Annotated in this window: 22 protein-coding genes and 1 tRNA gene; 10 read left to right on the top strand and 13 right to left on the bottom strand. The window is 72.2% G+C overall.

The window, feature by feature from the left end; translation table 11 throughout:
- Position 1: 1 nt before the first annotated feature.
- The 5 genes from ACFULQ_RS12040 to ACFULQ_RS12020 all read right to left on the bottom strand — a co-directional run bounded on the left by ACFULQ_RS12040 (position 2) and on the right by ACFULQ_RS12020 (position 3,746).
- Positions 2 to 1,036, bottom strand: coding sequence for a phosphotransferase family protein (locus tag ACFULQ_RS12040; RefSeq protein ID WP_383541706.1), 1,035 nt, complete (start codon positions 1,034 to 1,036; stop codon positions 2 to 4).
- Between the two features lie 165 nt (positions 1,037 to 1,201).
- On the bottom strand, positions 1,202 to 1,498 hold the full coding sequence (locus tag ACFULQ_RS12035; protein WP_383541703.1) for a hypothetical protein: 297 nt from the start codon (positions 1,496 to 1,498) through the stop codon (positions 1,202 to 1,204).
- Positions 1,499 to 1,893: 395 nt separating this feature from the next.
- A complete protein-coding gene (locus ACFULQ_RS12030) occupies positions 1,894 to 2,217 on the bottom strand; it encodes a DUF202 domain-containing protein (protein ID WP_383541700.1) in 324 nt (107 codons plus the stop codon).
- Positions 2,214 to 2,606 carry a YidH family protein gene (locus ACFULQ_RS12025; protein ID WP_383541698.1) on the bottom strand — a complete coding sequence of 131 codons (393 nt, stop codon included), beginning with the start codon at positions 2,604 to 2,606 and terminating at the stop codon, positions 2,214 to 2,216. Before ACFULQ_RS12025 ends, ACFULQ_RS12030 begins: the two co-directional genes overlap by 4 nt.
- Positions 2,607 to 2,651: 45 nt before the next feature.
- A complete protein-coding gene (locus tag ACFULQ_RS12020) occupies positions 2,652 to 3,746 on the bottom strand; it encodes an endonuclease/exonuclease/phosphatase family protein (RefSeq protein ID WP_383541695.1) in 1,095 nt (364 codons plus the stop codon).
- A gap of 86 nt (positions 3,747 to 3,832) precedes the next feature.
- On the opposite strand from ACFULQ_RS12020, the gene ACFULQ_RS12015 reads away from it, so the two are divergent.
- Positions 3,833 to 4,528, top strand: a complete 696-nt coding sequence (locus ACFULQ_RS12015; RefSeq protein WP_383541693.1) for a response regulator transcription factor — start codon at positions 3,833 to 3,835, stop codon at positions 4,526 to 4,528.
- Between the two features lie 10 nt (positions 4,529 to 4,538).
- Positions 4,539 to 5,660, top strand: a complete 1,122-nt coding sequence (locus tag ACFULQ_RS12010) for a sensor histidine kinase (protein WP_383541691.1) — start codon at positions 4,539 to 4,541, stop codon at positions 5,658 to 5,660.
- On the opposite strand, the gene ACFULQ_RS12005 is transcribed toward ACFULQ_RS12010, so the two are convergent.
- On the bottom strand, positions 5,635 to 6,150 hold the full coding sequence (locus ACFULQ_RS12005; RefSeq protein ID WP_383541688.1) for an NUDIX hydrolase: 516 nt from the start codon (positions 6,148 to 6,150) through the stop codon (positions 5,635 to 5,637). The two genes, ACFULQ_RS12010 and ACFULQ_RS12005, sit on opposite strands and share 26 nt — an antisense overlap.
- Positions 6,151 to 6,211: 61 nt before the next feature.
- On the bottom strand, positions 6,212 to 7,105 hold the full coding sequence (locus tag ACFULQ_RS12000) for a DMT family transporter (protein WP_383541686.1): 894 nt from the start codon (positions 7,103 to 7,105) through the stop codon (positions 6,212 to 6,214).
- A gap of 448 nt (positions 7,106 to 7,553) precedes the next feature.
- On the opposite strand from ACFULQ_RS12000, the gene ACFULQ_RS11995 reads away from it, so the two are divergent.
- From ACFULQ_RS11995 to ACFULQ_RS11980, 4 genes are all read left to right on the top strand, one after another.
- Positions 7,554 to 8,504 carry a hypothetical protein gene (locus tag ACFULQ_RS11995; protein WP_383541684.1) on the top strand — a complete coding sequence of 317 codons (951 nt, stop codon included), beginning with the start codon at positions 7,554 to 7,556 and terminating at the stop codon, positions 8,502 to 8,504.
- Positions 8,505 to 8,533: 29 nt separating this feature from the next.
- Positions 8,534 to 10,066, top strand: a complete 1,533-nt coding sequence (locus ACFULQ_RS11990; RefSeq protein ID WP_383541682.1) for an APC family permease — start codon at positions 8,534 to 8,536, stop codon at positions 10,064 to 10,066.
- A gap of 93 nt (positions 10,067 to 10,159) precedes the next feature.
- Entirely contained in the window at positions 10,160 to 10,888 is a 729-nt protein-coding gene (locus ACFULQ_RS11985; RefSeq protein WP_383541679.1) for a molybdopterin-dependent oxidoreductase, read from the top strand.
- Positions 10,872 to 11,492, top strand: coding sequence for a cytochrome b/b6 domain-containing protein (locus ACFULQ_RS11980; protein WP_383541676.1), 621 nt, complete (start codon positions 10,872 to 10,874; stop codon positions 11,490 to 11,492). Before ACFULQ_RS11985 ends, ACFULQ_RS11980 begins: the two co-directional genes overlap by 17 nt.
- 30 nt (positions 11,493 to 11,522) lie before the next feature.
- On the opposite strand, the gene ACFULQ_RS11975 is transcribed toward ACFULQ_RS11980, so the two are convergent.
- Together ACFULQ_RS11975 and ACFULQ_RS11970 are read right to left on the bottom strand one after the other, a co-directional pair.
- Entirely contained in the window at positions 11,523 to 12,920 is a 1,398-nt protein-coding gene (locus ACFULQ_RS11975; RefSeq protein WP_383541673.1) for a GntP family permease, read from the bottom strand.
- A 45-nt stretch (positions 12,921 to 12,965) separates the two neighbouring features.
- Positions 12,966 to 13,472, bottom strand: a complete 507-nt coding sequence (locus ACFULQ_RS11970; RefSeq protein WP_383541671.1) for a gluconokinase — start codon at positions 13,470 to 13,472, stop codon at positions 12,966 to 12,968.
- A 147-nt stretch (positions 13,473 to 13,619) separates the two neighbouring features.
- Between ACFULQ_RS11970 and ACFULQ_RS11965 the strand changes: the two genes are divergently transcribed.
- On the top strand, positions 13,620 to 14,321 hold the full coding sequence (locus ACFULQ_RS11965; protein WP_330267998.1) for a FadR/GntR family transcriptional regulator: 702 nt from the start codon (positions 13,620 to 13,622) through the stop codon (positions 14,319 to 14,321).
- On the opposite strand, the gene ACFULQ_RS11960 is transcribed toward ACFULQ_RS11965, so the two are convergent.
- The 4 genes from ACFULQ_RS11960 to ACFULQ_RS11945 form a co-directional block, all read right to left on the bottom strand.
- Positions 14,318 to 14,710, bottom strand: a complete 393-nt coding sequence (locus tag ACFULQ_RS11960; RefSeq protein WP_383541668.1) for a YchJ family protein — start codon at positions 14,708 to 14,710, stop codon at positions 14,318 to 14,320. The two genes, ACFULQ_RS11965 and ACFULQ_RS11960, sit on opposite strands and share 4 nt — an antisense overlap.
- Positions 14,707 to 16,083: a M1 family metallopeptidase gene (locus tag ACFULQ_RS11955; protein ID WP_383541665.1), complete on the bottom strand. Its 1,377-nt coding sequence runs from the start codon at positions 16,081 to 16,083 to the stop codon at positions 14,707 to 14,709. Before ACFULQ_RS11955 ends, ACFULQ_RS11960 begins: the two co-directional genes overlap by 4 nt.
- Before the next feature lie 77 nt (positions 16,084 to 16,160).
- Positions 16,161 to 20,027, bottom strand: coding sequence for a Pls/PosA family non-ribosomal peptide synthetase (locus tag ACFULQ_RS11950; protein WP_383541662.1), 3,867 nt, complete (start codon positions 20,025 to 20,027; stop codon positions 16,161 to 16,163).
- A gap of 287 nt (positions 20,028 to 20,314) precedes the next feature.
- Positions 20,315 to 20,402 (bottom strand) — tRNA-Leu (locus ACFULQ_RS11945).
- Between the two features lie 231 nt (positions 20,403 to 20,633).
- Between ACFULQ_RS11945 and ACFULQ_RS11940 the strand changes: the two genes are divergently transcribed.
- The 3 genes from ACFULQ_RS11940 to ACFULQ_RS11930 form a co-directional block, all read left to right on the top strand.
- Positions 20,634 to 21,959 (top strand): M20/M25/M40 family metallo-hydrolase, encoded by a 1,326-nt coding sequence (locus ACFULQ_RS11940; protein WP_383541660.1) that lies wholly within the window; start codon positions 20,634 to 20,636, stop codon positions 21,957 to 21,959.
- Positions 21,960 to 22,128: 169 nt separating this feature from the next.
- Positions 22,129 to 22,362, top strand: a complete 234-nt coding sequence (chpH, locus tag ACFULQ_RS11935; protein ID WP_007380902.1) for a chaplin ChpH — start codon at positions 22,129 to 22,131, stop codon at positions 22,360 to 22,362.
- A gap of 149 nt (positions 22,363 to 22,511) precedes the next feature.
- The coding region (locus ACFULQ_RS11930; RefSeq protein WP_383541655.1) for a chaplin at positions 22,512 to 23,404 on the top strand (893 nt) is incomplete at its 3' end.

Raw genomic sequence — 23,404 nt, 5'->3', positions numbered from 1 at the left:
ATCAGCCTTCCTGGATGCCGTCTTGAAGCGTGGTCAGACCGTGCTGGATGAAGACCGGGACGAGGTCGCCGATGCGGTCGAAGCCGCGGCCCACCGTCTGGCCGAGGGTGTAGCGGTAGTGGATGCCCTCCAGGATCACGGCGAGCTTGAACCACGCGAACGCCGTGTACCAGGACACCGCCGTCACGTCCCGCCCGGAGCGCTCGGCGTACCGCGCGATCAGCTCGGTCGGGTCCGGGTGGCCCGGGGCCTCGGCGGTCGTGGAGACCGGGGAGTCGGGCATGCCCAGTGGCATGCTGTACATCACCAGCAGGCCGAGGTCGGTGAGCGGGTCGCCGAGCGTCGACATCTCCCAGTCGAGGATCGCCTTGATGCGATCGTCGTCGCCCATCAGGACGTTGTCGAGCCGGTAGTCGCCGTGCACGACCGTGGCCGCGGGGGACTCGGGGAGCCGGCGGCCGAGGGTCGCGTGCAGCTCGTCGATGCCGGCCAGGTCGCGGTTGCGGGAGGCGTCCAGCTGCTTGCCCCAGCGGCGCAGCTGGCGGTCCAGGAAGCCCTCCGGGCGGCCGAAGTCCGCGAGGCCGACCTCGGCGGGGTCCACCGCGTGCAGCTCGACGAGGGTGTCGACGAGGGAGAGCACGGCGTCGCGGGTGCGCTCGGGGCCGAGGGGGGCGAGCTGGTCGGCGGTGCGGTACGGGGTGCCCTCGACGTACTCCATGACGTAGAAGGGCGCTCCGAGCACCTCCTCGTCCTCGCAGAGCAGGACCGGGTCCGGGACGGGTACGTCGGTGGGGTGGAGGGCGCTGATCACCCGGTGCTCGCGCTTCATGTCGTGCGCGGTGGCGAGGACATGGCCGAGCGGGGGCCGTCGTACGACCCAGCGCGCGGTGCCGTCCGAGACGGCGTACGTCAGGTTCGACCGTCCGCCCTCGATCAGCCGGCCGGTGAGGGGGCCCTGCACCAGGCCGGGGCGCTCGCGGTCGAGCAGGCCGCGCAGCCGGTCGAGATCGAGGCCTGGCGGATGGTCGGGGCTCATCGGGGCTCCTTACGCGCGCGTGAACGTTTTCGACCATCATGCCGACTGGTCGGTATGTCGTCCAGAGGGGACGCTGAACGTGATCCGGCCCACGATAGGCCGACAGCTCCCCGCGGGGTGCGGCGGGGAGCTGTCGGTGGAGCCTCTCGCTGTGTTCCGGTCGGGTCAGTGGTCGTCCCAGTGGCCCTCGTGCTCGGCGTGCCGGTGCCCGTCGTGGAGGTAGTCGACGTGGTCGCCGTGCAGGACGCTCTCGTGGCCGCAGTCCTGGCCGTGCCGGTGCTCGTGACCGTCGTGCGAGACGTGCCCGCCGGCCTCGCACTCGTCCCAGTGCCCGTCGTGCGCCCGGTGCAGATGCCCGTCGTGCGCGTAGTCGACATGCCCCTCGTGCGGCACCTCGGTGTGACCGCAGTCGGGACCGTGGACGTGCGCGTGGGAGGCGTGCTCGTGGTGGAGGGTGGTCATGATGCTCCCCTTGTGAAACGACGGTCGATGACGTCGGACAGGCTGCCACGAATAGGGGGCATATCAGGCGATTCGGGTGGTGTGGCGTGGGGGGTGCTGGAAGGCGGGTCGGGCCGAGTCCTGAGCGAGGCGAGCCGGCGTGGCCGGCCGGCCACGCCGCCCGGCCCACGTCGACCGCACTCCCCAGGGGCGCGGGGAACTGCGCGCCCAGCCCCCACGCACGCGCAGCCGCCGGACGACCGCACTCGGCACCCTCGGTGTGCGCGGAGGCACGACCGTCGGCCCCGCCGCCCGGCAGCCGTCGACCGCACTCCCCAGGGGCGCGGGGAACTGCGCGCCCAGCCCCCACGCACGCGCAGCCGCCCGACGACCGCACGCGGCACCCCCTGACCCCCTCAGAACACCAGCGCCGCCCCGCAGACCGCCATCGCCACCGTGCACAGAACCGCCGCCGTCGCGTGGATCGGGGCGAGGCCGGTCGGGGTGTCGGGGCCGGCCAGGGTGCGGATGCGGAGGTGGGCCAGGTGCAGGAAGCACAGCCAGAGGGCGCAGCACAGCGCGCAGGCGACCAGGGCCGCGGGGGACGGGCCGCCGTGCAGCGCGGTCTTCACGGCGAGGACCGCGGCCACCGTGCCCGAGAGCGTCGTACGACGCCAGGCGAGCCGGGTGCGCTCCGGCTGGAGACCCGGGTCGCGCTCCCCGGCCGCGCCCTCACTCACCCCTCCCACCCGACGAGCACGACGACGACCATGGCCACGGCCACCACCGCGACCACGAGACTGAGCAGCGCCGGGAACCGGGACGCCGGCAGATCCTCGCCCCGCCGCATCGCCCGCTCGCACCGCACCCAGTGATTGACCGCCCGCAACGAGCACAGCACCCCCGCCGCGAGCAGCGCGAGCGCCAGCCCGACCCGCCAGCCCCACCGCAGGTCCGGCAGGAACTGGTCCACGGCGAAGCCGCCGCCGATCAGGGCGAGCGCGGTCCGCAACCAGGCCAGGAAGGTACGTTCATTGGCCAGCGAGAACCGGTAGTCGGGGGTACGGCCCTCCTGCCGGACCTCCTCGGGGGCGAACCAGACGCGGACGTTCCGTGCGAAATCGATCACGCGCACGAGCCTATCGGCCCCGCTGCCGGAACCCGGCGCCGGTGGTCACCAGCTGATCTTCGCCGCCACCGGCAGATGGTCGCTCCCCGTCGCGGGCAGCACCCACGAGCTCTCCGGCGTCACCCCCCGGACCAGGATCTGGTCGATCCGCGCCACCGGGAACCCCGCCGGCCAGGTGAAGCCGAAACCGTCTCCCGCCGCCTCCTGGGCGGAACGCATCCGCGCGGTGAGCCCGGCGAACGCGCGGTCGTCCACCGTGCCGTTCAGATCACCGAGCAGCACCACCCGCTCGTTCCGCTCGCCCGCCACGGCCGTGTCGATCGCCCGTACCCCCCGGTCCCGCTGCGCCGTCCCGAAACCGTCCCTCGGCGTCACCCGCACGGACGCCAGGTGCGCCACGTACACCACCAGCGGCCCCCGGGCCGTGGCCACCGTGGTGCGCAGGGCCCGGTTCGTCGCCCGGTCGGCCCCGGCCGGCTTGGTGGCCGCCAGCGGACCGTAGTCCATCTCGATGTCGACCGCCCGGGTGTCCGACAGCGGCAGCCTGCTCCACAGCCCGACCGTGCCCAGCATCGTGTGGAAGGGGTACGTCGTCGCCAGCTCCTTCTCGTAGACGGCGCCGGCCTGCGGGGTGATCTCCTCCAGCGCCAGCACGTCCGCTCCGGCGGCGACCAGGTCGCGGGCGGTGCCGGCCGGGTCGGGGTTGTCGGCGCCGACGTTGTGGCCGACCAGGGTGAGGTCCCCGCCGGAGTGCGACCTGTCGCCGAGCAGCCCGCCGAACAGGTTCAGCCACACCGTGACCGGCAGCAGCAGCGCGACCACCGCGGAGGCGGAGCGCCGCAGCAGCGCCCCGGCCAGCAGCACCGGGACGAACACGCCGAGCCACGGCAGGAAGGTCTCCAGCAGACTGCCCAGCTGCCCGACCCGGTTCGGGACGCTCCCGTGCAGCAGCATGAGCAGACCGAGCAGCAGCGCCGACGCGGCGAGCACCGGGCCCCGCCGCCAGGGCTCCGGGCGCAGCCCGAGGCGGACCAGCCGACGGACGCCCGCACGCCAGGCCCCGGAGTGGGCCGGCCGACGGGCGGAAACCTCCTGAGCGGCCGTCCTGGTGCGTGCCGGGGTCGGGATGGGAGCAGTCATGCCGTCAGTCAAGGCGGCGCGGTGTTGCCGGACCGTATGCGGATTTCGATACGCCGCCGATATACGGCGGTTCGTAGCATCGGACCATGCGTGTGCTGATTGTCGAGGACGAGCCCTATCTGGCGGAGGCCATCCGCGACGGTCTGCGCCTGGAGGCGATCGCGGCCGACGTGGCGGGCGACGGCGGGACCGCGCTGGAACTGCTGGACGTCAACACGTACGACATCGCCGTCCTCGACCGCGACATCCCCGGGCCCTCCGGTGACGAGATCGCCGAACGCATCGTCGCCTCCGGCAGCGGGATGCCGATCCTCATGCTCACCGCGGCCGACCGCCTCGACGACAAGGCCTCCGGTTTCGAACTCGGCGCCGACGACTACCTGACCAAGCCCTTCGAACTGCGGGAACTCGCACTCAGGCTCAGAGCGCTCGACCGCAGACGCGGCCACAGCCGGCCGCCGGTGCGCCAGATCGCGGGGCTGCGCCTGGACCCGTTCCGCCGAGAGGTCTACCGGGACGGCCGTTTCGTCGTGCTGACCAGGAAGCAGTTCGCCGTGCTGGAGGTCCTCGTCGCCGCCGAGGGCGGGGTCGTCAGCGCCGAGGAGCTGCTGGAGCGGGCGTGGGACGAGCACGCCGACCCGTTCACCAACGCCGTCCGCATCACCGTCTCGGCCCTGCGCAAGCGGCTCGGCGAACCCTGGGTCATCGCCACCGTGCCGGGCGTCGGCTACCGCATCGACCCGCAGCCGGGCGCCGGGGACGTGGGGGCGGCCCGTGGATAGGCGGCCCGGGATGAGCGTCCGCCTCAAACTCACCCTCAGCTACGCCGGGTTCCTCATGGTCGCTGGTCTTCTGCTGCTCGCCGCGGTGTGGCTGTTCCTGCTGCGGTACGTCCCCGACCGCGCGATGCTCTACAACCCCGACGACGGGCCCACCGGCGGTGTCTTCCCGATCCGGTCCGCCCTGCTGGGGGTGTTCGCCCCGAGGGCGGCCGCGGTGCTGGCGTTCCTGCTGGTGTTCGGCCTGGTGGGCGGGTGGATCCTGGCCGGCCGGATGCTGGCCCCGCTGACCCGCGTCACGGAGGCCACCCGCTCGGCCACCCACGGCTCGCTCTCCCACCGGGTCCGGCTGCCGGGCCGCAAGGACGAGTTCCGTGAGCTCGCCGACGCCTTCGACGCGATGCTCGCCCGGCTGGAGGCGCACGTCGCCGAACAGCAGAGGTTCGCCGCCAACGCCTCGCACGAGTTGCGCACCCCGCTGGCCGTCTCCAAGGCCCTGCTCGACGTGGCCCGCGCCGACCCGCACGCCGACACCGGCGAGGTCATCGAACGCCTGCACTCCGTCAACGCCCGGGCGATCGCCCTCACGGAGGCGCTGCTCCTGCTCAGCCGCGCCAACCAGCGGTCCTTCTCCCGGGAACCCGTCGACCTGTCCCTGCTCGCGGAGGAGGCCACCGAGACGCTCCTGCCGCTCGCGGAGAAGCACGGGATCACGGTCGAGACCGTCGGGGACGTCGCCCCGACCAGTGGGTCCCCCGCGCTTCTGCTCCAGCTCACGACGAACCTCGTGCACAACGCGATCGTCCACAACCTGCCCGGCGAGGGCGTCGTGCGGGTCACGACCGGCGTCCGGGGCGGGGTGGTGGCGCTGACGGTCGACAACACCGGCGAGAGACTCAGCCCGGAGCTGGCCGCCACCCTCACCGAACCGTTCCAGCGCGGCACGGAGCGGGTTCACACGGACCACGCGGGCGTCGGGCTCGGTCTCGCGATCGCCAAGACCATCACCCACGCGCACGACGGCACCCTCGCCCTCGCGCCGCGTCCCGACGGCGGGCTCAGCGTCACGGTGGAGCTTCCGGCGGTCGGCGCCCTTTCGCCCCTGCCGGTCAGCCCATCGACCGGTACGCCTTGAGCCGCTCGTAGGCCGCCAGTCCGTCGGGCACCCACTCCCAGTCCCGCAGCCGCAGCTCCACCTCGTCCTCCGGCAGGAAGGCGTGCCAGGCGACCTCCTCGACCTGAGGGCTGACCGGGAGCTCGCAGCGGACCTCGTAGACCGCGGACCACCAGGTCCGACCGGCCCCGTCGTCGTAGAGGAACTTGAAGAGGAACTCCGGGCGGGGCAGTCCGCTCACCCCGAGCTCCTCCTCCGCCTCCCGCAGGGCCGCGTCGTCGTACGACTCGCCCGCGCCGACGACTCCGCCCACGAACATGTCGTGGAGCGAGGGAAAGACCAGCTTGGTCGAGGTGCGCCGGTGTACGAACAGCCGCCCCTCGGCGTCCCTGGCCTGCACGAACACGCACCGGTGCCGCAGCCCCTCGGCGTAGGCGGCACCGCGCGGGGACTGGGCGACGACGTTGTCGTGCTCGTCGACGATGTCGAGGATCTCGTCAGCAGCGCTCATGGGCCCCATCCAAGCAGGGGCGGTCCTCACCCGGGCCTGGGCCCCACGGGCGCCCCACCCCTCAGCTCGGCTGAAGGTCCCGCGCAGGTTCCAGCCGACCCGCCCCGCGCGGCATCGCCGGATGCATCCCCAGCAGCACGATGCCGACGACGACGGCCGCGAGGCCCAGCGCCTCCCAGGTCAGCGCCCCCGTGTCGGTGCGCAGGCGGTCGCCCAGGAAACCCACGCCGCAGACGATCCCGGCGAGCGGCTGGGCCGCGGTCAGCGCGGGCAGTGACATCCGCAGCGGCGCGGTCTCGAACGCGCTCTGCACCAGGACGAGCCCGGTGACCCCGAGGGCCAGCACGGCGTACGGCTGCCAGCCGGTCAGCAGTTCGACGAGGCCGCCCTCGGTGAAGCGCTGGCCGCTGACGCGGGTCAGGGCGTCCTGGACGCCGTAGAGCAGACCGGCCGCCAGGGACAGCAGGACCGGGCCCGAGCTCAGGCGGGAGCGCTTGGCGAAGGTCGTGAGCAGCAGGGCGAGGCCGATCATCGCGCCGATGATCAGCCAGTGCCGGAAGGGGTCGGTGACCGCGGTGCCGCCGCGCGGCTCGCCCGCCACGATGAACGCGCTCACCCCGCCCGCGAGGAGGGCCAGCCCCGCCCAGCCCTGGCGGCCCAGCGGCTGCCTCGTCTGCCGGCGGGACAGCGCGAGGGCGAAGAGCAGGTTCGTGGCGAGCAGGGGTTCCACCAGGGAGACCTCGCCCTGGCCCAGCGCGATCGCGCCGAGGACCATGCCGGCCACCATCAGGGCGATGCCGCCGAGCCAGCGCGGCACCTTGACCAGGTCGAGCAGCAGCCGGGGCGAGAGGAAGTCGCTCAGCGGGGCCTGACGGGCCGCGTTCTGCTGCAGCACAAAGCCGAAGCCCAGGCAACAGGCAGCACTCACGGCGAGAGTCAGAACCAGAACCGACACGCTGTCTACCTCGATCGTCCGGCCGGGCGGCGGGTGGTTAGTCGCCGACTGTAGCGTCCCAGTGCCCGGCTTGCCCCTGGGAGTACCCGCATTCGGACCGTCGATTCGGCCCTCGCGCCTGTCCGGGCGGCGGGGGTTCCCGCCATGGTGCGGTGCGGGGGAGGGCCGCGCCATGGCGTACGCCACAGACGCCGGGCCTTGACCCGGTCCCACCAGCACCGGAGTATCACAACTTCCCCTCAGGTGTGGAGAGTTGACGCGTGTAACGCGCCTTCGACTCTTGACGGAAACCCCCGGTGAGGGGTTGGCTGTCCGTGATCAGTCGATGGCGGTGCGAATCGGCCAGCCGAACCCACCCGCATCGACTGTCCCTGCCTGCCCGTATCCGCGCAGGCACCCCTCCCGCCCCACCCGTCACGCCCCATGTTCCGTGAGGACAGCCCACACGGTGTCGCCGCCCCCGCCCCCCTTCGGCCGCAGTCGAAAACGCGCCGCGCAGGCCTTCGACGCGGCCCTCGACGACGCCGAACTCATCGAGGCGCGCGCCGCGCTGGCGCAGGGCAGATGGCAGGCGGTGCGGTCGCTGCTCGCCCGCACCGGTGACGACTGGGACCGGCGCGGCCACCGGGTGACGGTGCTCGCCGCGGAACCGTACAGCGAGGCCTGGGCCCGGGACTGGCTGGTGGCCGAACCGGACGCCCCCGACGCCGCCGTCCTCCTCGCCCTGTCTCTGGTCCAGCGCGTCCAGCGCGGCAAGGGCAAGCCCGCCGACGCCCGCGAGGCCTGCCGGACCGCGGCCCTGCGCGCGCCCGCCGACCCGACCCCCTGGCTCGGCCTGCTCCTGCTGGAGCGCGACCTAGGCGCGGCCGACGAGGTGTCCGACGTGTTCGGCGAGATCAGACAGCGCTACGCCGACCACCACCACGCCCACCACCTGATGGTCGCCCGGCTGGCCGAGCGCCGCGCCGAGGCCGGACCCGACCCGCTGCACGAGGTGTACGACTTCGCCAAGTGGGCCGCCGAACAGGCACCCGCCGACTCACCGCTCGCGATCCTGCCGGTCATCGCGCACGCCGAGCGCTACCGGGCGCTGGCCGCCGCCGGTCACGAGCCGCGCGACCCCGCCGCCTCCGGGCACTGGACCGGCCGCCGGGCCCGGCAGGTCATGAAGTCGGCCTTCGACTGGTGGCTGGAGTGGGAGCACGAGGACCACCCCCGCCGACTGGTCGACCTGAACTTCCTCGCCCACGCGAAGGTCTGCGAGGGCCGCGGCGCCGAGGCCGCCGCCCTCTTCCACCGCATCGGCGAACGCCCCACCCCGGCCCCCTGGTCCTATCCGGACCGCGAGCCGTACTCCGCCTTCCGTGCCGCCCGCGACAGCGCGCTCGGCACGGTGTAGCACCCCCGAACCCCAGAAGGACGGTCCGCATGACCACCGACAGTTCCAGCACGAGCAGACCAGGCATCAGTACGTTCAAGGGCGAGGACCGCGCGCTGCGGGCCGGCCGGCTCGGCACCGGGGGCCTGCTGCTCTCCGTCCTCGCGGCGACCGCGCCCCTCATGGTCGTCGCTGGTGTCATGCCCACCACATTCGCGGTGATGGGGATCGTCGGCCAGCCCCTGCTCTTCGTCGTCCTCGGTGTCGTCCTCGTCCTGTTCAGCGTCGGCTACGCCGAGATGAGCCGGCACGTCCACAACGCGGGCGCCTTCTACGCCTACATCTCCCGCGGCCTCGGCGGCACAGCGGGCGCGAGCGCGGCCCTGGTCGCCCTGGTCGCCTACAACGCCCTCCAGGTCGGCATCTACGGCATCTTCGGCTTCGAGGTCTCCGGACTGTTCGCCACCTACGCCGACCTGTCGGTGGCCTGGTGGATACCGGCCCTGGTCGCCGCCCTGGTCGTCGGCGCGCTCGGCTGGCTGAAGATCGACGTCAACGCGCGCGTGCTCGGCGTCCTGCTGATCATCGAAGTCGCCCTGGTCGTCATCTTCGACATCGCCGCCGTCGCCGACCCGGCGGCCGAGGGCCTGTCCCTGCACGCCTTCAACCCCGACACGCTCAGCGGCGCGGGTGTGGCCACCGCTCTGTGCTTCTGCATCGCGGCCTTCACGGGCTTCGAACAGGCGCCGGTGTACGCCGAGGAGACCAGCCGGCCGCACATCCTCGTACCGCGCGTGATGTTCCTGGCCGTCAGCGGGGTCGCCGTGTTCTTCGCGCTCAGCAGCTGGGCCCTCACCGTCGCCACCGGCCCCTCGGCGATCGTCGCCGAGTCCCAGAAGCAGAGCGCCGGACTGCTCTTCGGCCTCACCGAGTCCCGGCTCGGTGGCACCTTCACCGACGTCCTCCACTTCCTCTTCGTGACCGGCATGTTCGCGGCCCTGCTCAGCTTCCACAACGTCGTCGCCCGCTACGCCTTCGCCATGGGCCGCGAGGGCCTGCTGCCCGCCGCCTTCGGCCGCACCAACAGCGCGAGCGGGGCGCCCGCCACCGGTTCGCTGCTCCAGACCGTGGTGTCCGTGGTGGTCGTGGCCGTCTTCGCGATCGCCGACGACAAGCCCACCGGCGACCCGACCGAGCCGGTCCTGCACCTGTTCACCTGGTTCGGCAACATCGGCTCCCTCGGCGTGATCGTGCTGATGGCGGCCGCCTCCGCCTCCGTGATCGTCTTCTTCGTGCGGCGCGGCGCCGTGGCCGCCCAGGCCTGGCGGCTGGTCACCTCCGCCCTCGCCGGCATCGCCCTGCTGGTGATCGCCGTCTACACGGTGAAGGACTTCGACGTCCTGGTCGGCGCGGGCCCGGACTCCTCGCTGAGCTGGGTACTGCCCGGCATCATCGGCCTCGCCCTGCTGGTGGGCCTGGCCCAGGGGCTCCTCCTGAAGGCCCGCAATCCCGAGGCGCACGCCCGGATCGGGCTCGGCAACGAGGCCTTCCAGCTGGAGAAGGCGGCCGAGGAGACGTCGTAGCACTCTGAGAGGGCCGTGAGAACTCGTTACGGAAGTCTGACGAGCACCCGCGATTCCTGGTCCCGCCGGGGTCGCGGGTGTTCGAATGGGTACGTGAACTCCGAACACCCCGAGGAGCAGCCCGGCAGGCCGATCGGCCGCCGCGTCCTCCTCGGCACCCTCGGCCTGGGCGCCCTCGGCGTGGTCGCCGCGCCCACCCTGCAACGCGGACTGGAGGCCTTCCTCGGCAGCGCCGCCGACAAGGACCCCACGGGCCTGACCGGCCTGCTCCCGAACGGCGGCGGCTTCCGCTACTACTCGGTGACCTCGTCCGTCCCGCACAAGAACGCCTCGAACTACCAGCTCAAGATCGACGGCCTGGTCTCCCGCCCCCGCACCTACACCCTGGCCGACCTGCGGGCACTGCCCCAGACCAGGCTGGTCAAGGACGTGCAGTGCGTGACGGGCTGGCGGGTCCCGGACACGCCCTTCGAAGGCGTACGGCTCTCCGCGCTGCTGGACGCCGCCGGAGTGACCGCCAAGGCGGGCGCCGTCCGCTTCACCTGCTTCGACGGGGCGTACTCCGAGAGCCTCACCCTCGACCAGGCCCGCCGCCCGGACGTCCTGGTCGCCCTGCGCATGCAGGACAAGGAGATCGGCCACTCCCACGGCGGCCCGGTCCGCCTCTACGTGGCGCCCATGTACTTCTACAAGTCCGCCAAGTGGCTCTCCGGCATCACCGTCACCGAGGACGTGGAGCCGGGCTACTGGGAGGACCGGGGCTACGACGTGGACGCCTGGGTCGGCAAGTCGAACGGGCGGGACGATGAACCTACGAGTTGACGCCCCGCCCCAGGCCCGGATCCGGCGCTTCGGCCGCTCCCAGAAGTGGGTGCACCGCACCACGGCCGCCCTGATGGGCATCTGCGTGGCCACCGCCGCCTGCCTTTACATCCCCCAGTTCGCCGAACTCGTCGGCCGCCGTGAGCTGGTGGTCCGCGTCCACGAGTGGGCGGGCCTCACCCTGCCCGTACCGGTCCTCCTCGGCCTCGCCTCCCGCGCCTTCCGCGCCGACCTGGGCTTCCTCAACCGCTTCGGCCCGCACGACCGCGTCTGGCTGCGCGCCGCCCTGCGCCGCGACAAACGCCGCGCCTCCCGCCCGGCCGGCAAGTTCAACGCGGGCCAGAAGATCTACGCCGCCTGGATCGCCGGCGCGACCCTCGTCATGCTCGGCACCGGCCTCCTCATGTGGTTCACCCACCTCACCCCGATCCAGTGGCGCACCAGCGCGACCTTCGTCCACGACTGGCTGGCCCTGACGATCGGCATCGTTCTGGCGGGTCACATCGGGATGGCACTGGGGGATCCGGAGGCGCGGCGGGGGCTGCGCACCGGAGAAGTGAGCCGGGAGTGGGCCGAAAGCGAACACCCCCTGTGGCGGCCGTAGCCGACAGGGGGTGCCGCAGGGGTCGTACCGCTAGATGACCAGGGAGAGCAGCAGCACGATGCCGCCCGCGACCACCGAGATGATCGTCTCCATCAGGGACCAGGTCTTGATGGTCTGCGGGACGTCCAGGCCGAAGTACTCCTTGACCAGCCAGAACCCGGCGTCGTTGACATGGCTGAAGAAGAGCGAGCCGGCGCCGATGGCGAGGACCAGCAGGGCCGTCTCCCCGGTCGACATGCCCTCCGCGAGCGGGGCGACCAGGCCGGCCGCGGAGATCGTGGCGACCGTCGCCGAACCGGTGGCGAGCCGGATCGCGACCGCGATCAGCCAGGCCAGCAGCAGGGCCGGGATCGACCAGTCCTTGGAGATGTCCAGGACCATCTGACCCACCCCGGAGTCGATCAGGGTCTGCTTGAAGCCGCCGCCCGCGCCGACGATCAGCAGGATGCCGGCGATGGGCGCGAGCCCCTTCTCGACGAGCGGGGAGAGCCGGTCCCTGCCGAAGCCGGCCGGGCGCAGCAGCGTGAAGATGCCCACCAGGACCGCGGCCAGCAGGGCGATCATCGGGGAGCCGACGACGTCGAAGACGCGCTGGGTGAGGTTCTCGGGGTCGTCGATGACTATGTCGACCAGTGCCTTGGACAGCATCAGGACGACGGGCAGGAGAATCGTGGCGAGCGTCGGACCGAAGCCCGGGCGCTTCTCCAGTTCCTCCGAGGCACGCTGAGGGATCATCCGGTCCGGTGCCGGCACGTCCACCCAGCGGGCGGCGTACCGCGAGAACACCGGCCCCGCGATGATCACCGTCGGAATGGCGACCAGGACACCGAGCGCGAGCGTGACACCGAGGTTGGCGTCGACCGCGTCGATCGCGACCAGCGGGCCGGGGTGCGGCGGCACCAGGCCGTGCATCACGGACAGACCCGCGAGGGCCGGGATGCCGATGCGCATCAGCGAGTAGTTGCCGCGCTTGGCGACCATCAGCACGACCGGGATCAGCAGCACCACACCGACCTCGAAGAACAGCGGCAGACCGATCACCGAGGCGATGAGGACCATCGCCCACGGCATCGAACGGCCGCCCGCCTTCTCCAGGATGGTGTCGACGATCTGGTCGGCCCCGCCCGAGTCGGCGAGCATCTTGCCGAGGATCGCGCCGAGCGCGATCAGCACACCGACACCGGCGACCGTGGTGCCGAGACCGGTGGTGAAGCTGGTGATGACCTTGTCGAGCGGCGCTCCGGCGACCGCGCCGAGCACCAGCGTGCCCAGGGTCAGCGACAAGAAGGCGTGCAACTTGAACTTGGTGATGAGTACGACGATGACGGCGATGCCCACCAGGACGGCGATGCCCAGCTGAGCGTGACCGGCCGAGGTGATCGGCTCCGGTGCGTCCGCTGCCAGCATCTCGACGCTGAGTCTGGTCACGGGGGTTCCCTTGCAGGTACGGGGGTGTTCTTCGGAAGGGGAGTGTTACGGGAGTTCGGTGAGCGCCTTCGCGGCCCGCCCGGTGATCTCCTCCGGGCTGCCGGACACGTCCACCACGACCCCGGCCTCGTCCTCCTGGAGGGGCTGGAGCGTGGCGAACTGCGAGTCCAGCAGCGCGGTGGGCATGAAGTGGCCCTGCCGGTGCGACATCCGGTCCTCGATGAGGGCCCGGTCGCCCGCCAGGTGCACGAAGACGACCCCGGGCGCCTCGGCCCGCAGCCGGTCGCGGTACGACCGCTTCAGCGCCGAGCAGCTGACCACCCCGCCGAGCCCCGCCCGCCCCTGCGCCCAGGAGCCGATGGCGTCCAGCCACGGCCACCGGTCGTCGTCGGTGAGCGGGGTGCCGGCCGACATCTTGGCGATGTTGGCGGGCGGGTGGAAGTCGTCGCCCTCGGCGTAGGGCACGCCGAGCCGGGCCGCGAGCAGGGGACCGACGGTGGTCTTCCCGGTGCCCGCGACGCCCATGACCACGACGACATGGGGGGTGTTCATCGCTGCCTCACTGTCTGCTGTCGTCCACGACATGTCTTCGACATCTGATGCCGACGCCACTGAAACCCATTAGGTAGGACTATTCAAGAGTCTGTGACAAATAAGTCTGACTTTTTCCGGGCGTGACGCGCCCCGTACTCTGAGTGCATGAGCACATCGGGCCGGGGGCTGCACGGCCAGGTACTGGAAACCCTCGGCCCCGCGATCACCGCGGGCGAGTACCCGCCGGGCAGCGTTCTGCGCACCGACGAACTGGCACAGCGTTTCGACGTCTCACGCTCGGTGATGCGCGAGGCGGTCCGGGTCCTGGAGTCCATGCACCTGGTCGAGTCCCGCCGCCGCGTGGGCGTCACGGTCCGCCCCAAGGCCGAGTGGAACGTCTACGACCCCCAGGTCATCCGCTGGCGGCTGGCCGGTGCCGACCGCCCCCAGCAGCTGCGCTCACTGACCGTGCTGCGCTCGGCGATCGAGCCGGTGGCGGCGGGCCTGGCCGCCAAGCACGCGACCGCCGAGCAGTGCGCCGAACTCACCGAGTGCGCGCTCGGCATGGTCGCGAACTCCAAGGGCCACCGCCTGGAGGGCTACCTCTTCCACGACATCGCCTTCCACCGCGTGATCCTCAACGCGTCGGGCAACGAGATGTTCGCCCGCCTCGGGGACGTCGTCGCCGAGGTCCTTACCGGTCGCACCCGGCACGAGGTCATGTTCGAAGACCCCGACCCCGCCGCCGTCACCCTGCACGTCCGCCTCGCCGAGGCGATCCGCGCGGGCGACGCGGGCCACGCGGAGGCGCTGACCCGCGAGATCGCGGAGGGCGCGCTTCAGGAACTGGACATCCTGGCCCCCTAGTCGAGAAAGTCGCCGTCCACGTACACCCAAGCCCCGTCGACCCGCTCGAACCGGCTGCGCTCATGCAGCGAACCGCCCTTGAAGGAGGCGCGGAACGTCACCGTGCCGGTGGTGTGGAAGGCCGAGCCGTCGGCGCCGTCGAGGATCTCCAGACCGACCCACCGCATCCCGGGATCGAAGTCCACGCCCGGCGGCCGGGTCCGCGGATGCCAGGTCCGCAGCAGATACCCCTCGTCCCGCTTCACGAAGGCGCAGTACCGCGACCGCATCAGCGCCTCGGCGGTCGGCGCGGCGGCCTCACCCCGGTGGAAACGCCCGCAGCAGGCGTCGTACGGCTCCGGAAGACCGCAAGGACAGCCGGGCCGCGGCCGTGCGCTGCGGCGGCTCACGGCTGCACCGGGCCCGTGTTGGTGGGCGGGTGCGCCGGCCGGGCCGGACCCAGAGTCGGCAGCGCGGGCAGGGCCGTCCCGTGCACCCAGGCCCTGAACAGGCCGTCCAGGGACTCGTCCGCGTAGCGGTTCACATGCGCCGCGAGCGTCGAGGTGGTCACGGCCCCGCCCCGGTGCAGCCCGGCCCAGCCGCGCAGCATCCGGAAGAACGCCTCGTCGCCCATCGCGCAGCGGATCGCGTGCACGGTGAGTCCGCCCCGCTCGTAGAGCCGGTCGTCGAACATCGACTTGCGTCCCGGGTCCGCGAGCCGCAGGTCCTGGGGGAGCGAGGACAGCAACCGGTGCGCGGCGGCGGCGAGTTGCTGGGCCGTACGGCCGCCCGAGCGCTCCGACCACAGCCACTCGGCGTACTTGGCGAACCCCTCGTTCAGCCAGATGTGCCGCCAGTCCGCGATGGACACGCTGTTGCCGAACCACTGGTGGGCCAGCTCGTGCGCGACCAGCCGCTCCGAACCCCGGGCCCCGTCCACGTGGTTGGCGCCGAACAGCGACAACCCCTGGGCCTCGACGGGCACATCGAGCTCCTCCTCCGTGACGAGCACCGCGTACTCGTCGAAGGGATACGGCCCGAACAGCTCCTGGAACAGGTCCATCATCTGCGGCTGCCGCGCGAAGTCCCGGGAGAACTCCGGCAGGAGATGCGCCGGGATGTGCCCGTGCTGCGGCACCCCGCCGGGGCCCGGGTCGCCGAGCAGCACCGTCTGGTACTTGCCGATCGCCAGCCCGACGAGATAGCTGGACGTGGGCGCGGCCTGCTCGTACACCCACGTCGTCGTGGAGGCGCGGGTCGTACGCGTCAGCAGCCTGCCGCCCGCCACCACCGCGTACGCCGACGGCGTGGTGACCGAGATCTGGTACGACGCCTTGTCCGCGGGCCGGTCGTTGCACGGGTACCAGGACGGCGCCCCGATCGGCTGGCTCGCCACCAGCGCCCCGTCCTCCAGCTCCTCCCAGCCGAGCCCGCCCCACGGGCTGTTCACCGGCTTGGGGTTGCCCGACCAGTGCACCTCGACCGTGAACGCGGCCCCCGGCCGCACCGCCTTCGCGGGCCGGACCCGCAGCTTCCCGCCGCGGTGCGTGTAGTGGGCCTGCCGGCCGTCCACCCGCACCCGGCCGATCTTGAAGTCGGACAGGTTGAGCATGAACTCGGTGAGCGGCGAGCGCCCCGCTATGGCGTTGATCCGGGCGCTCCCGGCGAGCCGGTTCGGGGCGGGGCGGTAGTCCAGCGCGAGCTCGTACCGGTGCACCCGGTACCGGGCGTCACCGTGGTCCGGGAAGTACGGGTCCGAACCCGCCGCCTGCTGAACTGCCACTGCCGCTTCCGCTCCCTGCGCCGCGTCGCCACTCGGATCCGCCGGTACACCGCTCACCGACTCCGGGTGGCCCGCGTTCAGGGACGCCATGCCTCGATCGGGTTGCCGAGCCAGCGGGTGTCGTCCGGGACGGACTCCGCGGCCATGACGAGCGACGCGGGACCCAGCGTGGTGCGGGCCCCGACCGTGCTGCCGGGCAGCACGATCCCGCCAGGGCCCAGCGTGGCGCCCTCACGGAGAACAACAGTATCCGTCCGCAAGATCCGGTCGTGGAAGAGGTGGGTCTGGAGCACACAGCCACGGTTGACCGTCGCCGCGTCCTCCAGCGTCACCAGATCGGTCTCCGGCAGCCAGTAGCTCTCCACCCAGACGCCCTTGCCGATCTTCGCGCCGAGCCCCCTGAGCCACGCCGTCATCAGCGGCGTACCGGGCACCGAACCCGCGAGCCACGGCACCGCCAGCACCTCGACGAAGGTGTCCGCGAGCTCGTTGCGCCACACGAAGCCGCTCCACAGCGGGTGCTCCCCCGTGCCGTGCCGCCCCACCAGCAGCCACTTCGCCACGATCGACACCAGCCCCGCGGCCGCCCCCGCCGCGAGCAGCACCGCACCGGCCAGCAGCCAGGCCCACGGCCCCAGCAGGCACAGCGCGGCCACCGTCAGCACGGCCAGCCCCGCCGAGCAGAGCACCGGCACGATCCGGCACAGCTCCACCAGACCGCGCGCCCACAGCAGCCCCGCCGACGGCTCGTACGTCCGGCTCTGATCACTGTCGGCCGCGCTGCGCGGCAGCTTCACCGGCGGCAGCCCGAGGTACGACGTGCCCTTCTTGGCCTTCTTCGGCGTCGCCGACAGCACACCCACCAGGCCGCCGTCCGGCACGGTCCGCCCCGGCGCGGTCATCCCCGAGTTCCCGAGGAAGGCCCGCCGCCCGATCTCCGCGCGCCCTATCCGCACCCAGCCGCCCCCCAGCTCGTACGGCGCGGTCAGCGTGTCGTCGGCCAGGAACGCGCCCTCACCGACCGTGGTCAGGCTCGGCAGCGCCAGCACGGTCGACACCTCGGCCCCGCGCCCGATCCGCATCCCGAGCAGCCGCAGCCACACCGGCGTGACCAGCCCGGCGTACAGCGGGAACAGCGTCTCGCGCGAGCGGTCCATCAGCTGTGTCACGGTCCAGGCCTGCCACCCGATGCGGCTGTGCGTCGGATACGTCCCCTCGCGCAGCCCCAGGCTCAGCAGCCGTACGGCGACGAGCAGCAGCAGCGCGTAGGCCAGGCCGAAGGCCAGCGTCGCCGGGACCAGGGCCAGGGCCACGCCGGAGACGGTCAGGTCCGCCGGGTCGACGAGCACACGGGCCATGAGCAGGGACGCCCCGGCCGCGAGCACCGGCAGGGCGCTGAGCGCGAAGCCCGTCACGCCGTACATCACCCGCCACCACGTGCCCCGCACCGGCCGCTCCTTCGGCCAGTTCCGCTTGGCCTTGCCGAGCTTGACCGCCGGTGCGCCCGCCCAGCGCTGTCCGGTCGGGATCTGCCCGGTGACCGCCGAGCCGGGGGCCACCTCGGCCCGCTTGCCGACCCGGGCGCCCGGGAAGAGCATGCTGCGCGTGCCGACGACGGCGTGCGCGCCCACCTTGACCTGGCCGATCTCCAGCCGGTCGCCGTCCAGCCACCAGCCGGACAGGTCCACCTCGGACTCCACGGCAGCGCCCCGGCCCAGCTTGAGCATGCCGGTGACCGGAGGCAGCGAGTGCAGATCCACGTCCTGGCCGATCCTGGCGCCCAGCGCCCGCGCGTACCGCTCCAGCCACGCGCCGGTCAGCGAGGTCGCGCCGGTGAACTCGGCGAGCCGCTCGGCCGTCCACAGCCGCAGGTGGACGCTGCCCCCGCGCGGGTGGCGGCCCGGCCGGACACCGCGCAGCAGCAGCCGCGCCCCACCGGCCGCCAGCGCGAGCCGCCCGGGCGGGCTGAAGAGCAGCAGGCCCCCGGCCCCCACCAGCCACCAGGAGGCGTTCGGCAGCCAGGAGTACGGCAGGACATTGCCGAGCGCGGCCAGCGGCACCATCCACCGCAGGCCCATCAGCGTGAACAGAGGAATCAGGACCAGGAGTTGGACCATCCGTGCCGTGACCGGTACGGGCGAGATCACCCGTGCGGCCCCGTCGTCCTGGACGGACTCCTCCAGGCGCCGGGCCAACTTCCGCAGCGTGGGCTGCTGGTAGATGTCGAGCACGGCCGCGCTCGGGTAGCGGGTGCGCAGCCGGGTGGTCAACTGGGCGGCGGCCAGGCTGGAACCGCCGATCGCGAAGAAGTCGTCGCGGGCACTGCCGACCGGAATGCCGAGGACCTCGGCCCACTGCTCCGCGAGCCAGGCCTCGGTGCCGTACAACTCCTCGGCCTTCACGGCCGTTTCCAGCCCCTCCAGCGGCCAGGGCAGCGCGTTGCGGTCCACCTTGCCGGAGGTCCGGGTCGGCAGGTCCTCGACCGGGGCCAGCAACGGCACCAGGGCGGCGGGCAGTTCGGCCCGCAGCTTCTCCACGGCGGCCGTGTGGTCCCAGCCGTCCTGCGTGACGACGTACCCGACCAGGAGCTGGTTGCCGCTGCGGGCGGTGCGCACGGCGGCGGCCGCTCCCGCGACCCCGGGCAGGGCCTGGAGCGCCGCGTCGACCTCACCGAGCTCGATCCGCCGGCCACCGAGCTTGATCTGCTCGTCGGCCCGCCCGAGGAAGACCAGCCCCTCGGGCTCCGCCTTCACCAGGTCACCGCTGCGGTACGCCCGCTCCCAGCCCAGCGACGTCAGTGGCGCGTACTTCTCCGCGTCCTTCTCGGCGTCCAGGTACCGGGCGAGCCCGACCCCGCCGATCACCAGCTGGCCGCTCGCGCCCATCGGCACGGGCTCCCCGGCCTCGTCCACGACGGCCAGCTCCCAGCCGTCCAGCGGCAGCCCGATCCGGACGGGCTCCTCGCCGGACATGAGCGAGGCACAGGCCACCACGGTCGCCTCCGTCGGCCCGTAGGTGTTCCACACCTCACGCCCCTCGGTGACCAGCCGCTGCACCAGCTCGGGCGGGCAGGCCTCACCGCCGAAGATCAGCAGCCGTACGTCGTTGAGGGTCTCGGGCTCCCACAGCGCGGCGAGCGTCGGCACCGTCGAGACGACCGTGATCTCCTGCTCCACCAGCCAGGGCCCGAGGTCAGCGCCGCTCCTGACCTGCGAGCGCGGCACCGGCACCAGACAGGCGCCGTAGCGCCAGGCCAGCCACATCTCCTCGCAGGAGGCGTCGAAGGCGACCGACAGCCCCGCCATGACCCGGTCACCGGGACCGATGGGGTCCTCGGTGAGGAAGAGCGCGGCCTCGGCGTCCACGAAGGCGGCCGCGCTGCGGTGACTCACCGCGACGCCCTTGGGCTTCCCGGTGGAGCCGGAGGTGAAGATGATCCAGGCGTCGTGCTCGATGCCGGGCCGGGCCGCGGGGACGTCGGCGCGACCGTGGACGGTCAGCTCGTGCCCGGCGCCGACCACGGCCCGCACCCCGGCCTCCCCGAACACCAGCTCGGCCCGCTCGTCGGGGTCCTCGGCGTCGACGGGGACGTAGGCGGCACCCGCGGCGAGGACGGCGAGAATCGCCACGTACAGGTCGGTGGTGCCGGACGGCACCCGGACGCCCACCCGGTCGCCGAGCCCGACCCCGGAGGCGGCGAGCCTGCGGCGCAGCCGCTCCACCTCGGCGGCGAGGGCGCGGTAGCTGAGCCGGGTCGTCCCGTCGTCCAGGGCGAGCTCGTCGGGGTAGGACCGCACCGACGCGTCGAGCACGTCGACGAGGGTGCGGGGGGAGGCGGCGGGGCCCCCGGAGAAGCGGGCGGTGTCGCCGAACTCTTCGCGGATCTCTGCGCTGAGCTCTTCGTTGAGCAGGCCGAGAGCACTGCTCTCGTGTATGGCTGCCATCGGTCCTCGCGTCTCGATCCCGGAGACCTCCGGGGCGCTGGCGGGCCCGCAGGTCTGCCTGGGGTTGTCCGGCTCCAGCTCGTAACAAGCCGGAAATTTTAGTACGACGCTAGGTTCGCGCCATCGAAACGGCGACTCGGGACGGCCGTACGGGTGCCTGGCGCGGCTGACGTACACCCTCTGACCTGGTGATCTTTACAGCGAGCGAGAGATGCCCCACATACAGCGAACACAAGGGCGAATACGACGAATCCCCCCGGCCGCCTGAGCGGCCGAGGGGATTCGGCTGGTGTCCGAGGGGGGACTTGAACCCCCACGCCCGATAAAGGGCACTAGCACCTCAAGCTAGCGCGTCTGCCATTCCGCCACCCGGACAAGGTGTCTGTCGTGCGGGGTTCTCCCCGCGGCGACGAAGGAAACATTACCAGGCTTTCGAGGGGCCCCGATCACCCCCCGGACCAGCTCCGGACCCGCCCCGATCACCCCCGGCCCCGGCCCGGGGCCCCACGTGAACGGCGTGTGACGGGCCGGGCCCCGTCTTGGGACGGACCGGGGCGCGGGGAGAGGATGTGGGGAACCACCAGCAGTGACAGCGGGAGGAACAGCGTGAGCGACACGGACACGGCCAGGGGCGTCACCGGCGAGGACGAGGTCGTGGACCTCTGCCGCGAGCTGATCCGGATCGACACCAGCAACTACGGCGACCACTCAGGGCCGGGCGAGCGCAAGGCGGCCGAGTGGGTCGCGGAGAAGCTCGCCGAGGTGGGCCTCGACCCGCAGATCTTCGAGTCGCACCCGGGACGCGCCTCCACCGTGGCCCGGATCGCCGGCGAGGACCCGTCCCGGCCCGCGCTGCTGATCCACGGCCACCTGGACGTCGTACCCGCCAACGCGCAGGACTGGACCCACCACCCGTTCTCCGGCGAGGTCGCGGACGGGTGCGTGTGGGGGCGGGGCGCCGTCGACATGAAGGACATGGACGCGATGACCCTGGCGGTCGTCCGCGACCGGCTGCGCAGCGGGCGCAGGCCGCCCCGGGACATCGTCCTCGCCTTCCTCGCCGACGAGGAGGCGGGCGGCACGTTCGGCGCCCGGCACCTCGTCGACCACCACCCCGAGCTCTTCGAGGGCGTCACCGAGGCGATCAGCGAGGTCGGCGGCTTCTCCTTCACGGTGAACGAGCAGCGCCGGCTCTACCTGATCCAGACGGCCGAGAAGGGCATGCACTGGATGAAGCTGACCGTGGCCGGCACCGCAGGACACGGTTCGATGATCCACCGGGACAACGCCATCACCGAACTGTCCGAGGCGGTCGCCCGACTGGGCCGGCACAAGTTCCCGGTCCGGGTCACCAAGACCACCCGGGCCTTCCTGGACGAACTCGGCGACGCGCTCGGCACCGAGCTGGACCCGGAGGACATGGAGGGCACCCTCGCCCGGCTCGGCGGTATCGCCAAGCTCATCGGCGCGACCCTCAGCAACACCGCCAACCCCACCCAGCTCGGCGCCGGCTACAAGGTCAACGTCATCCCCGGCGAGGCCACCGCACATGTCGACGGGCGCTTCCTGCCCGGCCACGAGGAGGAGTTCCTCGCCGACCTCGACAAGATCCTCGGCCCCAAGGTCCGGCGCGAGGACGTGCACTCCGACAAGGCCGTGGAGACCACCTTCGACGGCGCCCTCGTGGACGCCATGCAGTCCGCGCTGGTCGCCGAGGACCCGGCCGCCAAGGCGATCCCCTACATGCTCTCCGGCGGCACCGACGCCAAGTCCTTCGACGAGCTCGGCATCCGCGGCTTCGGCTTCGCGCCGCTCAAGCTCCCGCCGGAGCTGGACTTCGCGGGCATGTTCCACGGCGTGGACGAGCGGGTGCCGGTGGACGGGCTGAAGTTCGGTGTGCGGGTGCTGGACCGCTTTATCGACGCGAGCTGATGACGGGTGTCGGGGCGGCCATTCCGCTGTTGACGCGGATATTCGGCCGGGCGTGCGAGATCGTCCGGGAAGAGTGAATGCGCTCATAAGCTCGTATCCCCATTACTCCCTCCTCGTTACAGGTGATGCGATCCGCTGCTTGGGATCGCATTGCCAACAAGGAGGAATAATGATCAAGAAGGTCGTCGCCGCTGCGGCTGCCACTGGTGGCCTGGTTCTGGCGGGCGCGGGCCTTGCCGTCGCCGATGCGGGTGCGCAGGGTGCCGCCGTGGGCTCCCCGGGCGTGCTGTCCGGCAACGTCGTCCAGGTTCCCGTGCACGTCCCGGTGAACGTCTGCGGCAACACGGTTTCCGTGATCGGTCTGCTGAACCCCGCCTTCGGCAACACGTGCATCAACAAGTGACGTTGTGCCTCGCCCTCAGTTAAACAGGGCTGAGCCCGTCGGCCCCGGAGTGCACGCCATGCGCTCCGGGGCCGACCGGCCTTTTCGAAAAGAAAAGAACCGCTTGGCAGCGGTATTTCGAGACAAGGTCGAAGGCAGGGAATCAGTACATGCGACAAGTCACCCGTAAGGGCCTGATGACAGTGGCCGCCGCGACGGGCGTGATCGCCGCCGCGGGAGGCGCCGCCCACGCGGACTCGGGCGCGAGCGGATCGAGCGCGAACTCGCCCGGCGTGCTGTCGGGCAACACGGTCTCCGCGCCGGTGCACGCGCCGGTGAACGCCTGCGGCAACACCGTGGACGTCGTCGGGGTCCTCAACCCGGCGATGGGCAACAGCTGCGGCAACAAGGGCGGAAGCAGGGGCGGAGGCCACGGATCGCCCGGCGGCCACGGCGACTCGGGCGGGTACGGAGACTCGGGCGGCTACGGCGACTCGGGTGGGTACGGAGGACACGGGAGCCACGGCGGCCAGGGGCACGGCGGCCATGGCGGGCACGGCGGATCCAGGGGCTCGGGAGGTCACGGCGGGCACGGCGGCTCCGGTGGCTCCGGGGGCTCGCACGCCGGCGGTCACACCGGTGGCTCGCCCGGCGTGGGGTCGGGCAACCACGTCGAGGTGCCGATCGACGCCCCCGTGAACGTCTGCGGGAACAGCGTCGATGTCATCGGCATCGGGAACCCCGCCATGGGCAACGACTGCGGCTACGGCTCCGGCGGGCACCACACCCCGCCCGGCGGCTCCCAGACGCCGCCCGGATCGCCGGAACAGCCGGGCAGCCCCGGGCACCCGGGAAGCCCTGAGGTGCCCGGTCCGCCCGGCACCCCGGGCACTCCGCACGCCCCCGGAGCTCCGGGCGGCCACGGCAACCACCCCGGCACCCAGACCGTGACCCAGCCCCTGGGCAGCGCGCAGCTCGCCCGCACCGGCAGCGACCTGCCGATCGGCCTGGCCATCCCGGTGGGCGCCGGGGCGCTCCTGGCGGGCGCGGTGCTCTACCGCAA

The sequence above is a fragment of the Streptomyces sp. NPDC057253 genome (genome assembly GCF_042669125.1).
Lineage (GTDB): Bacteria > Actinomycetota > Actinomycetes > Streptomycetales > Streptomycetaceae > Streptomyces.
The sequence above is the reverse complement of the archived record's forward strand: the minus strand, read 5'-3'. Positions and strand labels throughout refer to the sequence as shown.